The organism is Pseudomonas sp. 2,4-D (assembly GCF_030418155.1).
In the GTDB taxonomy this organism is placed as follows: Bacteria; Pseudomonadota; Gammaproteobacteria; order Pseudomonadales; family Pseudomonadaceae; genus Aquipseudomonas; species Aquipseudomonas alloputida.
On the sequence record NZ_JAUHUI010000005.1, the window covers coordinates 157,614 to 174,797 of the forward strand.

Genomic DNA, 17,184 nt, shown 5'->3' on the forward strand with positions numbered 1-17,184 from the left:
CGGGGGTCGGAAGATGCACAGACATGGCGCACACTTGCTGGACGCCACGTCGGCGCGCTTCGCCCTCTGGGCGCCGGATGCGCGCAGCGTGAGCGTAGAACTGGAGCGGCAGCCGGCCATCGAACTGCTGCCGGATGATGAGGGTTGGTACAGCGGCGTGGCGCCATGCCAGGCCGGTGACCGTTACCACTACCGTATCGACGGTGAGCTGCAGGTGGCCGACCCTGCCTCGCGCTATCAGCCTGACGGCGTACACGGGCCAAGCCAGGTAGTGGATGTGGCCGGTTACGCCTGGCAACACCCGTGGCAAGGCCGGCCTTGGCATGAGGCCGTGATCCAGGAGGTGCATGTCGGCCTGCTCGGGGGTTACGCCGGGGTTGCCCGGGAACTGCCGCGTCTGGCCGAACTGGGCATCAGCGCGATCGAGCTGATGCCGCTGGGGCAGTTTCCCGGAGAACGCAACTGGGGCTACGACGGCGTACTGCCATACGCCCCACAGAATACCTACGGCCGCCCCGAGCAGCTGTGCGCACTGGTCGACCAGGCCCACGGCCACGGGCTGATGGTGCTGGTCGATGTGGTGTACAACCACTTCGGACCCGACGGCAATTACCTGCACCATTACGCCAGCCCTTTCTTCCGTGAAGACCGGCAGACACCCTGGGGCGCGGCCATCGACTTTCGCCGCCCGCAGGTGCGCGAGTACTTTATCCAGAACGCCCTGATGTGGCTGTGCGACTACCGCTGCGACGGCCTGCGCCTGGATGCCGTGCATGCCATCGACCAGCCCGACTTCCTGATCGAGCTGGCCCAACGGGTGCGCGCCGCCGTAGAACCGGGCCGGCACGTGTGGCTCGTGCTGGAGAACGAGCACAACCAGGCGGGCCTGCTGGAACAGGGTTACGACGCCCAGTGGAACGATGACGGCCACAATGCCCTGCACGTGCTGCTGACCGGTGAAACCGAAGGTTACTATGCCGACTACCAGCATCGCCCCATCGATCAACTGGCACGGTGCCTTGGCGAAGGTTTCGTGTTCCAGGGCCAGGCCAACCGGCATGGCAAACCACGCGGCGAACCCAGCGGGCATTTGCCGCCCAGCGCCTTCGTGTTGTTCCTGCAGAACCACGACCAGATCGGCAACCGCGCGCTGGGTGAGCGCCTGACCCGGCTGTGCCCCGTGCCAGCCTTGCGTGCAGCCACCGGCCTGTTGCTGCTGACACCCATGATTCCGCTGCTGTTCATGGGCGACGAAGCCGGCAGCTGCCAGCCGTTCCTGTTTTTTACCGACTTCCATGACGCGTTGGCCGACGCCGTCCGCGAAGGCCGTCGTGGCGAGTTCGCCCACTTCGCCGCGTTCGCCGACCCCAAGCAGCGTGAGCACATTCCCGACCCCAACGCCGAACAGACCTTCGCCTCTTCACGCCCGCAGAACAAGGCGGTGATCGCCGGCTGGCACGGCCTTTACCAGCAACTGCTCGACCTGCGCCGCCGCCACGTCATCCCGCACTTGCCCGGCAGCCGTGCGCTGGGCGCCGAGGTGCACGCAGACAAAGCGCTGACCGCGCGCTGGCGGCTGGGCAATGGCAACACACTGCGCATCGACCTGAACCTGGCCGACACCCCGCAGGCGGTCGAACTGCCCGCGCCATCCACACGGCTGTTCGACAGCAGCGACACCCGCCACCCGGATACCCACCTGGCTGCCTACAGCTGCGTGGTCAGCCTGCTTCCCCCTGCCCTGGAGCGCCCATGAGCGAAACCGCCTTGCACCGTCTGGCAACCAGCGTCGGGCTGAGCCGCGACTGGATTGACGCCAATGCCAGGCCCCAGCGTGTCAGCGACGACGTGCTGCGCAGCATCCTCGAAGGCCTTGGCCACCCGGCCGGCGATGACGCGGCCGTTGCCGCCAGCCTGCGTGCGGTGGAAACCGCCGAAGACAGCGAACACCTGCCGCCCTTGCTGACCGCCGACCTAGGCCAGCCGCTGGCGCTGTCGCGCTACTTCAGTGCCGCCAGCGTGGCCCACTGCACCCTGGAAGATCACACCTCGGTCACCCTCAGCCTCGATGACCAGGCGCGCCTGCCCGGCGAGCTGCCCATCGGCTATCACCAGGTGGAAATCGACAGCCGCCGCTTCACCGTGGCGGTGGCGCCAACACGCTGCCACAGCCTGGAAGACAAGGTGCAACAGCCGCCACCACGCTGCTGGGGCCTGGCAGTGCAGCTGTACAGCCTGCGCCGCCCCGGCGATGGTGGCTTCGGCGACTGCCTGGCGCTGGAGCAGTTGGCCCGCTCGGCCGCCGAGCGCGGCGCCGATGCCTTGGCTATCAGCCCGATTCACGCCCTGTCGGCCATCGACCAGGAACACTACAGCCCCTACTCACCTTCCAGTCGCCTGCTGCTCAACACCCTGTACACCAGCCCCGCGGCCCTGCTGGGTGAACGGGAGGTGCGCATGGCCGTCGAAGCCTGCGGGCTGGAGCAACAACTCGAAGAGCTAGAGCAGCGCCCTCTGGTCGACTGGCCACGCGCCGCCAGCGCCCGGCTACGCTTGCTTGAAGCGCTTTACCAAGGCTTCAGCCAAGGCGATCACCCGCTACGCACAGATTTTGACAGCTTCCGCGAAGCCGGCGGCCAGACCCTGGAGCACCACTGCCGCTTCGAGGTGCTGCAGGCCCAGGCGGTGGAGCACGGCCTCGGTGCCGACTGGCGCAACTGGCCCAAAGCCTGGCATGACCCCTACCACCCGGAAGTGGAGGCTTTAGCCAATGCCTACCCGGCCAAGGTCGAGTTCCACGCGTTCTGCCAGTGGCTGACCGAACGTGGCCTGCAACGTGCCCACGAAGCGGCCCGCAGCAACGGCATGGCCGTGGGCCTGATCGCCGACCTGGCGGTGGGTGCCGACGGTGCCGGCAGCCAGGCCTGGAGCCGCCAGGACGAACTGCTGGCCGGCCTGAGCGTGGGTGCGCCGCCCGACATCCTCAACCACGTCGGGCAGGATTGGGGCATTTGCGCCTTCTCGCCCGAGGGCCTCAAGCGCAATGGCTATCGCGCCTTCATCGAGATGCTTCGGGCCAACCTCGCCCACGCTGGCGGCCTGCGCATCGACCATGTGATGGGCCTGCGCCGGCTATGGCTGATCCCGCAGGGGGCCAAACCCAGCGAGGGCGCCTACCTCGACTACCCGCTAGACGACCTGTTGCGCCTGCTGGCGCTGGAGTCGGTGCGTCACCAGGCGATCATCCTCGGCGAAGACCTGGGCACCGTGCCCGACAGCCTGCGCGAAAAGCTGGCCGAGAAAGCGGTGCTGGGCATGCGCGTGCTGCCCTTCGAGCAGACCCAGCCGGGCCAGTTCAAGCCAATTCTCGACTGGCCAGACAATGCCCTGGCCACAACCGGCACCCACGACCTGGCGCCACTGGCAGGCTGGCTGGCAAACCGCGACATCGACTGGAGACACCGTTTGCAACTGATTGATGCTGCTGCCGAATTGCACTGGCGACACGAGCGTCAGAAAGAACGCGAAGGCCTGCGCCGCATCCTGGAGGCCAACTACGGCGAACTGAAGGACAACGACGCGCTGATCGATGCGGCCATCCGCTTCGTTGGCCATACCCGTGCGCCGCTGGTGCTGGTTCCACTGGAAGACCTGCTGGGCTGCGACGAGCAACCCAACCTGCCGGGCACCACCAATGGCCATCCCAACTGGCGGCGGCGCTTTGCCCGCCCCGTACGCGAACTGCTCGACGACGAGGATGCCGCACGGCGCCTGGAGCTGCTGGCCCAGGCCCGTGAACAGGCGTGGGAGCGCGACCGATGAAGCCACTGACCGCGACCCTGCGCCTGCAATTTCACAGCGACTTCACCCTCGATCACGCCGTACCGCTGGTGCCATATTTCGCCCAGCTGGGCATCAGCCACCTGTATGCCTCGCCCATCCTCAAGGCCCGCGCTGGCTCGCGCCATGGCTACGACGTGGTCGATCCTACCTGCGTCAACCCGGAGCTGGGCGGCGAGGCCGCGCTGGAGCGCCTGGTCGCCGCCCTGCGCCAGCATGGCATGGGGCTGATCCTCGACACGGTGTCCAACCACATGGCCGTGGGCGGTGCCGACAACCCCTGGTGGCAAAGCCTGCTGGCCTGGGGACGGCGCAGCCCGTATGCCGAGTTCTTCGACATCCAGTGGCACTCCAGCGACCCGCTGCTGGCCGGGCAACTGCTGTTGCCGTTCCTTGGCAGCGACTACGGCGTGGCGCTCAAGAATGGTGAAATACCGCTGCAGTTCGACAAACAGCAGGGGCTGCTGCAAGTGGCCCACTACGCGCATCGTTTCCCGATCTGCCCGGTCGATTACGGCTGGATTCTCGCGCTCAGCCCAGAGCCTGCGCTTAAGGCTCTGGCCGAACGTTTCACTGCTTTGGGCGACTCGGCCACCCCGCTGGCCGATAGCCTACCGCTACAAGCCGAACTGGCACGTCTGGTGCGCGAAGGTGCCGACCTCGAATCGGCCCTGGTGGCCTTCGACAGCCGCAGCGAGGCCGGTTTCAAGCGCCTGCACCTGCTGCTGGAGCGCCAGACTTACCGCCTGGCCAGCTGGCGCACCGCCGCCGACGACATCAACTGGCGGCGCTTCTTCGACATCAACGAATTGGGCGGCCTGCGCGTGGAGCGCGCCGTGGTGTTCGAAGCCACCCATGCCAAGCTGTTCGAACTCATCGAACGCGGCCTGGTGGACGGCCTGCGCATCGACCATATAGACGGCCTTGCCGACCCGCGTGGCTACTGCCGCAAACTGCGCCGGCGGGTTGATAGCCTGCTGGCGCGGCGGCCGCTGGATGCAGGGCTGGAGCACTTCCCTCTGTACGTGGAAAAGATCCTGGGTGCCGACGAGCACCTGCACCGCGACTGGCTTACCGACGGCACCACTGGCTACGAGTTCATGAACCAGGTGTCGCTGCTGCAGCATGATCCGGCCGGCGAAGCGCCGCTGAGCGAACTGTGGAGCAACGTCAGCGAGCGCCCGGCGTTCACCGAAGAAGTGCGCCAGGCCCGTCACCTGGTGCTCAACGCCAGCCTGGCCGGTGACTGCGAATCGGTGGCCCAGGCACTGTTGCAGGTCGCGCGCAACGACCTGATGACCCGTGACCTGACCCTGGGCGCGATTCGCCGGGCCTTGCAGGCGTTGGTGGCGCATTACCCGGTTTACCGAACCTACTTCAATGCCTGCGGGCGCCCGGCGCAGGACGAAACGTTCTTCCAGCAGGCCCTGACCAACGCACGGCAAGACCTTGCCGAAGCTGACTGGCCGCTACTGGACCAACTTGAACGGTGGCTGGGCGGGCAAGCCTGGCGGCATCTACCACCGGGGCGCGCCCGCAAGCAACTGCGCCACGCCTGCGTGCGCTTCCAGCAACTGACAGCGCCCAGCGCCGCCAAAGCCGTGGAAGACACCGCCTTCTACCGCAGCGCGCGGCTGCTGTCGCGTAACGACGTGGGTTTCGAGGCCGAGCGCTTCAGCGCCCCGACCATGCATTTCCACAACGAGGCCCAGCGGCGCCTGCGCGATTTCCCCGACAACCTGCTGACCACCGCCACCCACGACCACAAGCGCGGCGAAGACACGCGGGCACGCCTGGCTGTACTCAGCGAGCGCGGCACGTGGCTGGCCAGCCGGGTGGAGCACTGGCGTGAGCTGGCCGCCCCCCTGCGCGCGCAGTTGGACGACGGGCTGGCACCCAGCCCCGGCGACGAGTTGATGCTGCTACAAACCCTGCTCGGCAGTTGGCCGTTGGACCTCGACCTGAACGACGACAATGCCCTGCGCCAATACGCCGAGCGTGTTCGCCAGTGGCAGCAGAAGGCCCTGCGCGAGGGCAAGCTGCGCAGTAGCTGGAGTGCACCGAACGAGGCCTACGAAGGCGCCTGTGCTCATTACCTCGACGGCCTGCTGCTGGACAGCGAGAACCAGCAACTGCGCAAGTCACTGGCCGACGCGGCGCAGCTGCTGGCCTGCCCCGGCGCACTCAATGGCTTGGTCCAGGCCCTGTTGCGCATGACCACACCCGGTGTGCCCGACCTGTACCAAGGTAACGAATACTGGGACTTCAGCCTGGTCGACCCGGACAACCGCCGCGCCGTGGACTACGCTTCGAGGCGTCGCACGCTGGACGACACGCCGGCAGCCGAGCTGCTGGCGCAATGGCGTGACGGCCGTGTCAAGCAGGCCTTGATCGCCCGCGTGCTGGACTGCCGCCAGGCCCATGCCGAGCTGTTCCGCCGCGGTGCCTACCTGCCACTGACCGTACAGGGCCGGCACGCTGACAAGGTCATTGCCTTTGCTCGCCTGGGGGAAGGCGAGCACGCCATCGTCGTCGCCCCCCGCCTGGCCAGCAGCCTGCTCGGAGGTGCCGCTACACCGTTGATCCCGGCGCAGAACTGGGACGACACCCGGCTGGTATTGCCGTTTGCCTTGTCACCTGCCAACTCGACGGGACTTTTCGCTTGTGCGGCGGTCAGCTCTTCAAAGGAGTTGCCGTTGAGCGCCGTGCTGGCGGAGTTTCCGGTCAATGTGTTGATACAAAAATCTTGAGCATCAGGAGCGTCATGATGAGTGTCGATGAAAAGCGTATTCGCGAATTTGCCTACCAGATCTGGGAATCCGAAGGTAAGCCCGTAGGGGAGGAAGAACGCCACTGGGAAATGGCCCGCAAGCTGGCCGAGGCCGAAGCGCTGGCGCCCAAGGCAGCCCCGCGCAAGAAAGCAGCGGCCAAGCCGAAGGCGCCTGCCGAACCCAAGGCGGCTGCCCTGCCGGGGGTTAAACCCGCTGCAGCGAAAAAGCCCCGGGCGGTGAAAAAGCCTACTGCCAGTTAAACCTGTCCTGGCCTCTTCGCGGGTAAACCCGCTCCTGCATGCACCTGTGATGAACCTGTAGGAGCGGGTTTACCCGCGAAGAGGCCCATGCAGGACAGCCCGATTCCCCTTCCATCACGGCCACTCGAGGATCGTCATGAGCCCCCGCACCCCAAAGAAAACCCGCTCGGTCGCACCATCGCGCATCCGCGAAGGCATGCCCTTCCCCCTCGGCGCCACCTGGGATGGCCTTGGGGTCAACTTCGCCCTCTTCTCGGCCAACGCCACCAAGGTCGAGCTGTGCCTGTTCGACTCCACCGGCGAACAGGAAATCGAGCGCATAGAGCTGCCCGAATACACCGATGAGATCTACCATGGCTACCTCCCCGACGCTCACCCCGGCCTGGTCTATGGCTACCGGGTGTATGGCCCCTACGAGCCGGAAAACGGCCACCGCTTCAACCCCAACAAACTGCTGATCGACCCGTACGCCAAGCAACTGGTCGGCAGCCTGAAATGGTCCGAGGCACTGTTCGGCTACACCATCGGCCACCCCGACGGTGACCTGTCGTTCGACGAGCGCGACAGCGCGCCTTTCGTGCCCAAATGCAAAGTCATCGACCCGGCGTTCACCTGGGGCCGCGACCAGCGCGTGCAGATCCCATGGGAGCGCACGATCATCTATGAAGCGCATGCCCGCGGCATCAGCATGCGCCACCCGGCTGTGCCTGAAAAACTGCGCGGCACCTTCGCAGGCCTGGCCAACGACGAGTTGCTCAAACACATCAAGGACCTTGGCGTGTCGAGCATCGAGCTGCTGCCGATTCACGCCTTCGTCAACGACCAGCACCTGCTGGACAAGGGCCTGAACAACTACTGGGGCTACAACAGCATCGCCTTTTTCGCCCCACACCCGCGCTACCTGGCCAGCGGCAAGATCGCCGAGTTCAAGGAGATGGTCGCGCACCTGCACGACGCCGGGCTCGAGGTGATCCTGGACGTGGTCTACAACCACACCGCCGAAGGCAACGAACGCGGCCCGACCCTGTCGATGCGCGGCATCGACAACGCCTCGTACTACCGCCTGATGCCGGACGACAAGCGCTACTACATCAACGACTCCGGCACCGGCAACACCCTGGACCTGAGCCACCCCTGCGTGCTGCAGTTGGTCACCGACTCGCTTCGCTACTGGGCCGGCGAAATGCACGTGGATGGCTTTCGCTTCGACCTGGCGACCATCCTTGGCCGTTACCACGATGGCTACAGCGAGCGTCATGGCTTCCTGGTCGCCTGCCGCCAGGACCCGATGCTGAGCCAGGTCAAGCTGATTGCCGAACCATGGGACTGCGGCCCCGGCGGCTACCAGGTAGGCAACTTCGCCCCGGGCTGGGCGGAATGGAACGACCGCTTCCGCGATACCGCACGCGCCTTCTGGAAAGGTGACGAAGGCCAGTTGGCCGATTTTGCCGCCCGCTTGACCGCCTCGGGCGACATGTTCAACAACCGCGGGCGCCGGCCCTATTCCTCGGTCAACTTCATCACCGCCCACGATGGTTTCACCCTGCGCGACCTGGTGTCCTACAACCACAAGCACAACGAAGACAACGACGAAAATAACCAGGACGGCACCGACAACAACCTGTCCTGGAACTGCGGCGTCGAAGGGCCGACCGACGACCCGGGGATCAATGCCCTGCGCATGCGCCAGATGCGCAACTACTTCGCCACCCTGCTGCTGGCCCAGGGCACGCCAATGATCGTTGCAGGTGACGAATTCAGCCGCACCCAGCACGGCAACAACAATGCCTACTGCCAGGACAGCGAGATCGGCTGGGTGAACTGGGACCTGGACGAGGAAGGCCAGGAGCTGCTGGCTTTCGTCAAACGCCTGACCCGCCTGCGCCTGGCCTACCCGGTGCTGCGCCGGTCACGCTTCCTGGTGGGTGACTACAATGAGGCAATTGGGGTCAAGGACGTGACTTGGCTGGCTCCCGATGGCAACGAGATGAGTGTTGAGCAATGGGAAGACCCACACGGGCGTTGCCTGGGCATGCTGATAGATGGTCGGGCACAGGTCAGCGGTATTGCCCGGCCAGGTGCCGAGGCCACCGTGCTGCTGATCGTCAATGCCCACCATGACGTGGTGCCATTCAAGCTGCCGGCCGTGCCCGAAGGCGATTACTGGAGCTGCCTGGTCGATACCGACCGGCCGGAGTTGCGCAAGGGGCAGCACCTGCAGTTCGACAGTACCTTCGAGGTGAAGGGCCGATCGATGCTGCTGATGGTGTTGCAGCGCGACGATGAGTGAACCGTGATAACCCAGGCAGGTCTTACGTTTTGATCGCTACGCCATACCTGTGGGAGCGGGCATGCCCGCTGCCACAGGTTTTAGCGGCGACAGTAAGGCAGGGTTACTTTCAGGAGGATTTGTGAGCCTCGAAGCCGGCAGTAATGGTTTCGCCAGCGTCAGCCAGGCCCCAGCCGTGAAACGCCTGCGGGTACTGACGGTGAACACCCACAAGGGCTTCACCGCCTTCAACCGGCGCTTTATCTTGCCAGAGCTGCGCGAGGCTGTGCGCAGCACCCAGGCCGACATTGTCTTCCTTCAGGAAGTGCTAGGCAGCCACGACCGCCACGCCGCGCGCTATCCCGGCTGGCCACAGACCTCGCAGTACGAATTCCTCGCCGACAGCATGTGGAGCGACTTTGCCTATGGCCGCAACGCGGTCTACCCTGACGGCCACCACGGCAATGCGTTGCTGTCCAAATACCCGATCATCGAGCACCGCAACCTGGACGTGTCGATCACCGGCCCCGAACGCCGCGGCCTGTTGCACTGTGTGCTGGAGGTGCCGGGGCAAGGCCAGGTGCATGCGGTCTGCGTGCACCTGTCGTTGCTGGAAAGCCACCGGCAAAAGCAGCTGCAGTTGCTGCGTAAACTGCTGGACGCCCTGCCGGCCAACGCCCCGGTGATCATCGCCGGCGACTTCAACGACTGGAAAAGCCATGGCAACCGCACCCTTGGCCTGCAACGCGACTTGCACGAAGCCTTCGAACGCCACCACGGCCACCTCGCCCGCACCTATCCTGCCCGCCTGCCACTGCTGCGACTGGACCGCATTTACCTGCGTAATGCCGAAAGCCATGGGCCGCGGATTCTGGGGCACAAACCTTGGTCACACCTGTCAGATCACCTCCCGCTGGCCGTTGAAGTGCGACTTTAGCAATCATTCTTCATAGCTACGGCGCGGCAAATAGCGATCCCCGCTATGCCCTGCTGTTTTTACCGATAAAACAACAGGTTGAGCGTTACGACGCACTTTGAACACTTCCTTCACGCTTTCTTGACGCAAGCGGCGACCTCTCCTTAGCTGAACAGTACCAAGCTGTAAAAAACTTGCGCCGGGCCTCTAGCTCGCGCCTTCGTGCGCGTTTGCGATAGCTGGCGTGCTGGTTTGGGTCGCCCACTGTTTTTGCCGTACAGCTCGTGACAACAGGCCAGGTCTCTCGGGCTGCACCACAAAAACAAAGGAGATCCGCCATGAAAAGCAACTCGAACCCCTTGCGCTTCGACGGCATTTTCTACGCGGTTTCCACGTCGCTGCTTCTGGCAACCCCGGTGGAAACGATCGCGTACGAACTGCAGGGTGACCCCACCTCCCCCAGCTTTCTGCAGCAACCCGTGGAGGCGCAACTGTCGCTCGACCCGCTCAGTGCCAGTGGGTTGAGTCTGGGCACCCTCAATGCGTTTTCGCAGCAGATGAGCGAACGCCACCAGCAGCCGGCACCCGACCTGATTGCCAGTCAGTGGGCGCAGTTCTTCCCCACCAGTGCGCGCGGCCGCGCGCTGCCCCCGGCACAGCTGGAGGCGCCCAGCCAGCAACTGATGATCGGCCCGGACCTGTTCGTGCGTGAAACAGCAGCAGGCGATGTGCACCGCGCTGGGATTTTCGTGGGGCACAACAACCTGCAAAGCAGCTTCAAAGGCGCGCGCCCTCTGCTGGGCGACAAGCAGCGCAAAGCGGTGAACCTGAGCGGTGAAAGCCTGGGGGTGTACTGGAGCATGACCCATGAACAGGGTTGGCACCTGGATGCCGTGGCCATGGGCTCGCGGATCGACGTGATGGGCCGTGGCGAAAACGGCCAGCGCCTGGACGACAGTGGCCACGCAATGACCTTCTCGGTAGAGGGCGGTTACCCGATCCGCCTGGGTGGCAACTGGGTCATCGAGCCCCAGGCACAGTTGATCAACCAGCAGTTCTTCCCTGGCAACCAGGTGCAGGAAGAGACCTTGCAAGCCTTTGACAGCCAGCCGAGCTGGAGCGGCCGGGTCGGTGCCAAGTTGTCCGGGCGCTACGAAGTGCGCGGCATGCCCATCGAACCCTATGTGCGGACCAACGTGTGGTATGACTTCAGCAATGCCAATGAGGTGAAGCTGGACGAGGTCGACAAGATCTCCAGTTCGCGCTACTCGACCACGGTGGAGTTAGGCTTGGGGCTGGTGGCGCGGGTGACGCCTTCGGTTGCTTTGTTCGTCAGCGCCGATTACAGCAGTGATGTGGACGACAATGACCTGAACGGGCTGATCGGCAGCCTTGGGGTGCGGATGCGGTGGTAGGCAGGGCCGGCCTCTTCGCGGGTAAACCCGCTCCTACACGGGTCACCGCCGGGTGCGTATGTGTAGGAGCGGTTTTACCCGCGAAGGGGCCAGCACAGCCAACCGATCAGGCGGGCTTCATGATCAACACCCCCAGCGGCGGCAGGTTCAGGGCCAGCGATAATGGCTGCCCGTGGCTGGCCACTGGCTCACTGGCCACTGCCCCCAGATTACCCACGTTCGACCCGGCATACAGCTCGGCATCACTGTTCAGCAACTCCTGCCAACGCTCGCCGAACGGCACGCCAATGCGGTAGCCCTCACGGGGTACCGGGGTGAAGTTGGCCACCACCAGCACCGGCTCGCCGCTGCTGCTCCAGCGCAGCCAGGCGTACACGCTGTTCTGTGCGTCGTCACCGATCAGCCACTGGAAGCCCTGCGGCTGGCAATCCTGCTCGTGCAGCGCCGGCACTTCGCGGTACAGGCGGTTGAGGTCACCCACCAGGCGCTGCACGCCTTGGTGCTCGGGATACTGCAGCAGGTACCAGTCCAGTTCGCTGTCGTGGTTCCACTCACGCCACTGGCCGAACTCGCAGCCCATGAACAGCAGCTTCTTGCCCGGGTGTGCCCACATGAAGGTGAGGTAGGCGCGCAGATTGGCGAACTTCTGCCAGCGGTCGCCGGGCATCTTGTCGATCAGCGAATGCTTGCCGTGCACCACCTCATCATGGGAAATGGGCAGGATGAAGTGCTCGGAATAGGCATAGATCAGCCCGAAGCTCATCTCGTTGTGGTGGTAGGTGCGGTGCACCGGGTCGTTCTGAATGTAGTGCAGGGTGTCGTGCATCCAGCCCATGTTCCACTTGTAGGCAAAACCCAGGCCGCCCTGTTGGGTAGGTTGACTGACCCCGGGCCAGGCGGTGGACTCTTCAGCGATGATCAGCGCGCCAGGGGCCTCGTGGGCAGCCACGCCGTTAAGGTGGCGGATGAAGTCGATGGCTTCCAGGTTCTCGCGCCCGCCGTGGCGGTTGGGTACCCATTCGCCAGCCTTGCGCGAGTAGTCGCGGTACAGCATCGAGGCCACCGCATCGACGCGCAGGCCGTCGATGTGGAAATGCTTCAACCAGTGCAGCGCCGAAGCCATCATGAAGCCGCGCACTTCATTGCGCCCGAGGTTGTAGATCAGCGTGTTCCAGTCCTGGTGGTAGCCCTCCAGGGGGTTGTCGTATTCGTAGAGCGCAGAGCCATCGAAGCGCGCCAGGCCATGTTCGTCGGTGGGAAAATGCGCCGGCACCCAGTCCAGCAGCACACCAATGCCTCCCTGGTGGCAGGCGTCGATGAACGCGGCGAAATCCTCGGCACTGCCATAGCGCGAGGTGGGCGCGAACATCGACAGTGGTTGATAGCCCCAGGAGCCGCCGAACGGGTGCTCCATGATCGGCAGCAGTTCGATGTGGGTAAAGCCCAGTTCCTGCACATAGGGCACCAGCCGCTCGGCCAGTTCGCGCCAATTGTAGAAACGCCCGATTTCCCCCGCTTCGTCCAGCTCGCAGCGCCATGACCCTGGGTGCAGCTCGTAGATCGACAACGGCGCGTTGTAGGCATGGCGCTGGGCGCGTTGCGCCATCCAGTCATGGTCCTGCCAGGCGTGGCTGAGTTCACCGGCTACCTTGGACGCCGTGCTCGGCGGCAGCTCGGTGGCACGGGCCAGCGGGTCGGCCTTCAGCGGCAGTATGCCGTCCTTGCCGAGTACTTCGAACTTGTAGGTTTCGCCCACGCCCAGACGCGGAATGAACAGCTCCCACACCCCGGCACCGTGGCGCAGGCGCATGGGGTGACGGCGGCCATCCCAGTTGTTGAAATCACCCACCACCGACACCCGCCGGGCATTCGGCGCCCAGACCGAGAAACACACGCCGTCGATGCCATCGACCTGAGTCGGCTGGGCACCGAAGCGCCCGGACAAATCGCGGTGATTGCCTTCCGCGAACAAGTGAAGGTCCATGTCTCCCAATTGCGGGCCAAAGCTGTAGGGGTCTTCGGTAACCTGCTCGCCACCGGCCCAGACGATGTGAAGCTGATAGGGCTGTGCCTTATCGAGGTGCGCGCTGAACAACCCGGGCAGGCTGCCCTGCTCCATTTCGGCAAGGACTCGCCCGTCCTCCCGGGCCTGAATGTGCACTTTCAGGGCATTGGGCAGAAAGGCGCGGACCAGCTGCCCGCCTGCGCCGTCGCTGTGGGGGCCGAGTACCGCAAAAGGATCGGCGTGTTCGGCGCGGGCCAGGGCGTCGAGGTCCCGTTGCCGAAGGCCACCGTTTTCACGCGTTGTAACGTTCATTCTGACTCTCCCCAGGTACTGATCAGTCCATGCAGACCATGCAAAGGCACGGCCAGCCAGCTCGGACGGTTTTCGGCTTCGTATGTAATCTCGTAGGCGGCTTTTTCCAGGCAGAACAGCTCCAGCGCCGCGCGCTCGCCCTCGGCGTGCTGCCAGGCGTGGGGCATGGCGGCAGTGGCCAGGCCATAGGCTTCGACAAAGGCATGCCGGGACTGGTGCAGGTACTGCCGGGCAACCCGCTGCCGGGCTTGCCGCGCCGGTTCGGAAAGGTCCACCGCAGACGCGCTGCGCAAGATCATCGCAGCAGCATAGTCGAAGGATCGCAGCACGCCGCTGACATCCTTGTAGGGGCTGTGTTTTGCCCGGCGCTCTTCAAGGGGCCGGGCGGGTTCGCCTTCAAAATCGATGAGGTAGGCATCCCCCTGCACCACCAGCACCTGGCCCAGATGCAGGTCGCCGTGTACACGCATCAGCAGGCCCCCCTGAGCCTGCTTGCTCAGGGTGTCGATGTGCTGGGCCAGGCCGTCACGCTGTTGCTGCAGGTCGTCGACCAAGGCCTGGCTGTCGCGGTCTAAGGTGTCACGGTGCTGGGCCAGCAGGTCGAGGGCGTGGGTCAGTTCAGTGCTGATCTGTACACACCAGCGCTCGCTGTCCTGCGCATCGCTGGGGCGCGGCTGAAAGGCCGGGTCTTCGGTGGGTGCGGCCAGCAGCAGGTGCATCTCGCCCAGGCGCTGGCCAAGCAAGGCCGCAAAGCCGCTGAGTTCGGCCAAGGCGTCAGTGTGCGCTTCGGCGTCGTTGCGGGTGGGCTCCATCTGGTCGCGGATGGCCCTTTCCAGCGTGTTCTGAGTCCAGCCCCAGGCGTCGCCCTGGTTACTCAGGTAACCTTGGGCAATCATCAGCAGGTGCGGCGCGTGTTGCTCGTCCACCCGGCTGACCCAGGCCAGCAGCGGCGAGATATTGGCAAAACCGGCGGCGGTCAGGTAGGCACTCATTTCCAGCTCTGGATGGATACCCGGGTTGACCCGGCGGATCAGCTTGAGCACCACGCGGTCGCCGATGACCACCGAACTGTTGGACTGCTCGGCGCTGAGGTAGCGCACTTCGCTCTCCTCGTCGAGCGCCAGGCCGGCCAGTTGCTCTGTGCATTCGAAGCGCAATTCACCCTCACCGTCCTCACCGTCGCCACACGGCAGACGCAGGCCATCCTGGCAGGCCTGCATCACGGCGTGAATGAACGACTCGAGGACGAAGGCGTCTGTAATCAAGCCAACCTGGTGGGCACGGCGCACCCGCGACAACGCCAGCTGCTGCGGCAGCGCGGTATGAATCTGTTCCTCACGCAGCAGGCCGAACGGCAGCTGGTAGCGGGTGGCCGTGCCGTCACTGAGCACCTCGATTTCGCTGAGCAACACCGGCGTGGTGGCGGTGCCGAAACGCACGCCGTAACACAGGCGCACGGCATCGATCGGCCCTTCCTTGCCGGCGAACCAGCGGCGCTTGGGCAGGTACTGCGGCAGGATGGTGCTTTGCAGCGTATCGCTTGCGGGGGCTTGCAGCAGTTCTTCCATGCGCTTGCGCAGTACCAATGTGGTCAATTCGGGTAACCCCTCGGTGGGCTGGATGTGCCAGCTGGGCATGCGATCGCGGCTGGCCAGCAGGAACCAGTAGAACGCATAAGGTGGCAAGGTCAGCAGAAACGGCAGTTGGCCGATTGGCGGGAACGCGCTGCCACCCAGCATCTCCACCGGTACTTTGTCGGCGTATTGTGACAATTCGAGTTCGGCAGCCTGGGCGGCGCGGGACACGTTGGCCACGCAGAGGATGACCTCGGTATTGCCGTCGGCGTCGGTGTACTCGCGGATATAGGCAAGGATGCGCCGGTTGCTGGGTGTGAGGGTGCGCAGGCTGCCGCGACCAAAGGCCTTCTGCTGCTTGCGCACCGCCAGCATGCGCCGGGTCCAGTTCAGCAGCGAATGCGGATCGTGGCTTTGCGCCTCGACGTTGACGGTCTGGTAACCGTAGAGCGGGTCCATGATCGGCGGCAGCACCAGGCGCTGCGGGTCGGCGCGGGAAAAACCGCCGTTGCGGTCTGGCGACCACTGCATGGGTGTGCGAACGCCATCGCGGTCACCCAGATAGATATTGTCGCCCATACCCAGTTCGTCGCCGTAATACAGGGTTGGCGTGCCGGGCATCGACAACAGCAGGCTGGTCAGCAGCTCTATGCGCCGACGGTCACGCTGCAGCAGGGGCGCCAGGCGCCGGCGAATGCCTAGGTTGATGCGCGCGCGGCGGTCTTCGGCGTAATAGTTCCACAGGTAATCACGCTCGCGGTCGGTGACCATTTCCAAGGTCAGTTCATCATGGTTGCGCAAAAAGATCGCCCACTGGCAGTTGGCCGGGATTTCCGGGGTCTGGCGCAGGATGTCGGTGATAGGGAAGCGGTCTTCCATGGCCAAGGCCATGTACATGCGCGGCATCAACGGAAAGTGGAAGGCCATATGGCATTCGTCGCCGTCGCCCTCGCCGAAGTACGGGCGCGTGTCTTCCGGCCACTGGTTGGCTTCGGCCAGCAGCATGCGATCGGGGTAGTTGGCATCGATCTCGGCGCGGATCGCCTTGAGCACGTCGTGGGTTTCGACAAGGTTTTCGTTGTTGGTGCCGTCGCGCTCGATCAGGTAAGGGATCGCGTCCAGCCGCAGGCCATCTACACCCAGGTCCAGCCAGAAGCGCATGACGCCGATCACCGCCTTGAGCACCTGCGGGTTGTCGAAGTTGAGGTCCGGCTGGTGGGAGTAGAACCGGTGCCAGAAGTACTGGCCGGCGACCGGGTCCCAGGTCCAGTTGGACTTTTCGGTGTCGAGGAAGATGATGCGCGTGCCGTCGTACTTCTGGTCGTCGTCCGACCACACGTAGAACTCGCGCGCCTTGCTGCCGCGCTTGGCGTGGCGGGCGCGCTGGAACCACGGGTGCTGGTCGCTGGTGTGGTTGATGACCAGCTCGGTGATCACCCGCAGGCCGCGCTTGTGGGCCTCGGCGATGAAACGGCGGGCGTCGGCCATGCTGCCGTAGTCGGGGTGCACGGCCTTGTATTCGGCAATGTCGTAGCCGTCGTCACGGCGTGGCGAGGGATAGAACGGCAGCAGCCACAGGGTGTTGACGCCCAGCTCGGCGATATAGTCGAGCTTGCTGATCAGCCCGGCGAAGTCGCCGATGCCGTCATTGTTCGAGTCGAAGAACGACTTGATGTGCAGCTGGTAGATGACGGCGTCCTTGTACCACAGCGGGTCGTCGATGAAGGCTGCCGGGCGGGAACGCTTGGCCATGTGCGACTCCTTTCAATTGCATGCACAGACATCCGAGCTTGCTCGATCCCCCGTAGGAGCGGGTTTACCC

Annotated in this window: 10 protein-coding genes; 7 read left to right on the forward strand and 3 right to left on the reverse strand. The window is 64.6% G+C overall.

Annotated features, from left to right (window positions below):
* Positions 1-13 precede the first annotated feature (13 nt).
* The 6 genes from treZ to QYE47_RS06745 all read left to right on the forward strand — a co-directional run bounded on the left by treZ (position 14) and on the right by QYE47_RS06745 (position 10,077).
* Positions 14-1,756 carry a malto-oligosyltrehalose trehalohydrolase gene (gene treZ / locus QYE47_RS06720; protein WP_070383619.1) on the forward strand — a complete coding sequence of 581 codons (1,743 nt, stop codon included), beginning with the start codon at positions 14-16 and terminating at the stop codon, positions 1,754-1,756.
* Complete coding sequence (malQ, locus tag QYE47_RS06725) at positions 1,753-3,822, forward strand: 4-alpha-glucanotransferase (protein ID WP_070383618.1); 2,070 nt, start codon at positions 1,753-1,755, stop codon at positions 3,820-3,822. The genes treZ and malQ overlap by 4 nt, the downstream gene beginning before the upstream one ends.
* Positions 3,819-6,590, forward strand: a complete 2,772-nt coding sequence (locus QYE47_RS06730; RefSeq protein WP_014590347.1) for a malto-oligosyltrehalose synthase — start codon at positions 3,819-3,821, stop codon at positions 6,588-6,590. Before malQ ends, QYE47_RS06730 begins: the two co-directional genes overlap by 4 nt.
* Before the next feature lie 14 nt (positions 6,591-6,604).
* Positions 6,605-6,871, forward strand: a complete 267-nt coding sequence (locus QYE47_RS06735; protein WP_014590346.1) for a DUF2934 domain-containing protein — start codon at positions 6,605-6,607, stop codon at positions 6,869-6,871.
* A 136-nt stretch (positions 6,872-7,007) separates the two neighbouring features.
* On the forward strand, positions 7,008-9,161 hold the full coding sequence (gene glgX / locus QYE47_RS06740) for a glycogen debranching protein GlgX (RefSeq protein WP_019437494.1): 2,154 nt from the start codon (positions 7,008-7,010) through the stop codon (positions 9,159-9,161).
* Positions 9,162-9,282: 121 nt separating this feature from the next.
* Entirely contained in the window at positions 9,283-10,077 is a 795-nt protein-coding gene (locus tag QYE47_RS06745; protein ID WP_003251297.1) for an endonuclease/exonuclease/phosphatase family protein, read from the forward strand.
* 3 nt (positions 10,078-10,080) lie between these two features.
* Here QYE47_RS06745 and QYE47_RS06750 read toward each other — a convergent pair whose 3' ends face one another.
* Complete coding sequence (locus QYE47_RS06750; RefSeq protein ID WP_256590440.1) at positions 10,081-10,206, reverse strand: hypothetical protein; 126 nt, start codon at positions 10,204-10,206, stop codon at positions 10,081-10,083.
* 188 nt (positions 10,207-10,394) lie between these two features.
* Here QYE47_RS06750 and QYE47_RS06755 point away from each other — a divergent pair, with 188 nt between their 5' ends.
* Positions 10,395-11,471 (forward strand): autotransporter outer membrane beta-barrel domain-containing protein, encoded by a 1,077-nt coding sequence (locus QYE47_RS06755; RefSeq protein ID WP_014590343.1) that lies wholly within the window; start codon positions 10,395-10,397, stop codon positions 11,469-11,471.
* A 106-nt stretch (positions 11,472-11,577) separates the two neighbouring features.
* On the opposite strand, the gene glgB is transcribed toward QYE47_RS06755, so the two are convergent.
* A complete protein-coding gene (gene glgB, locus QYE47_RS06760) occupies positions 11,578-13,788 on the reverse strand; it encodes a 1,4-alpha-glucan branching protein GlgB (RefSeq protein ID WP_070383617.1) in 2,211 nt (736 codons plus the stop codon).
* A complete protein-coding gene (gene treS / locus QYE47_RS06765) occupies positions 13,785-17,114 on the reverse strand; it encodes a maltose alpha-D-glucosyltransferase (protein ID WP_070383616.1) in 3,330 nt (1,109 codons plus the stop codon). The genes glgB and treS overlap by 4 nt, the downstream gene beginning before the upstream one ends.
* Between the last annotated feature and the right edge of the window lie 70 nt (positions 17,115-17,184).

Excerpts from the sequence above, each read along its gene's own strand:
- treZ (WP_070383619.1), top strand. The coding sequence starts at position 14 with ATGCACAGACATGGCGCACACTTGCTGGACGCCACGTCGGCGCGCTTC.
- malQ (WP_070383618.1), top strand. The coding sequence starts at position 1,753 with ATGAGCGAAACCGCCTTGCACCGTCTGGCAACCAGCGTCGGGCTGAGC.
- QYE47_RS06730 (WP_014590347.1), top strand. The coding sequence starts at position 3,819 with ATGAAGCCACTGACCGCGACCCTGCGCCTGCAATTTCACAGCGACTTC.
- QYE47_RS06735 (WP_014590346.1), top strand. The coding sequence starts at position 6,605 with ATGATGAGTGTCGATGAAAAGCGTATTCGCGAATTTGCCTACCAGATC.
- glgX (WP_019437494.1), top strand. The coding sequence starts at position 7,008 with ATGAGCCCCCGCACCCCAAAGAAAACCCGCTCGGTCGCACCATCGCGC.
- QYE47_RS06755 (WP_014590343.1), top strand. The coding sequence starts at position 10,395 with ATGAAAAGCAACTCGAACCCCTTGCGCTTCGACGGCATTTTCTACGCG.
- glgB (WP_070383617.1), bottom strand. The coding sequence starts at position 13,788 with ATGAACGTTACAACGCGTGAAAACGGTGGCCTTCGGCAACGGGACCTC.
- treS (WP_070383616.1), bottom strand. The coding sequence starts at position 17,114 with ATGGCCAAGCGTTCCCGCCCGGCAGCCTTCATCGACGACCCGCTGTGG.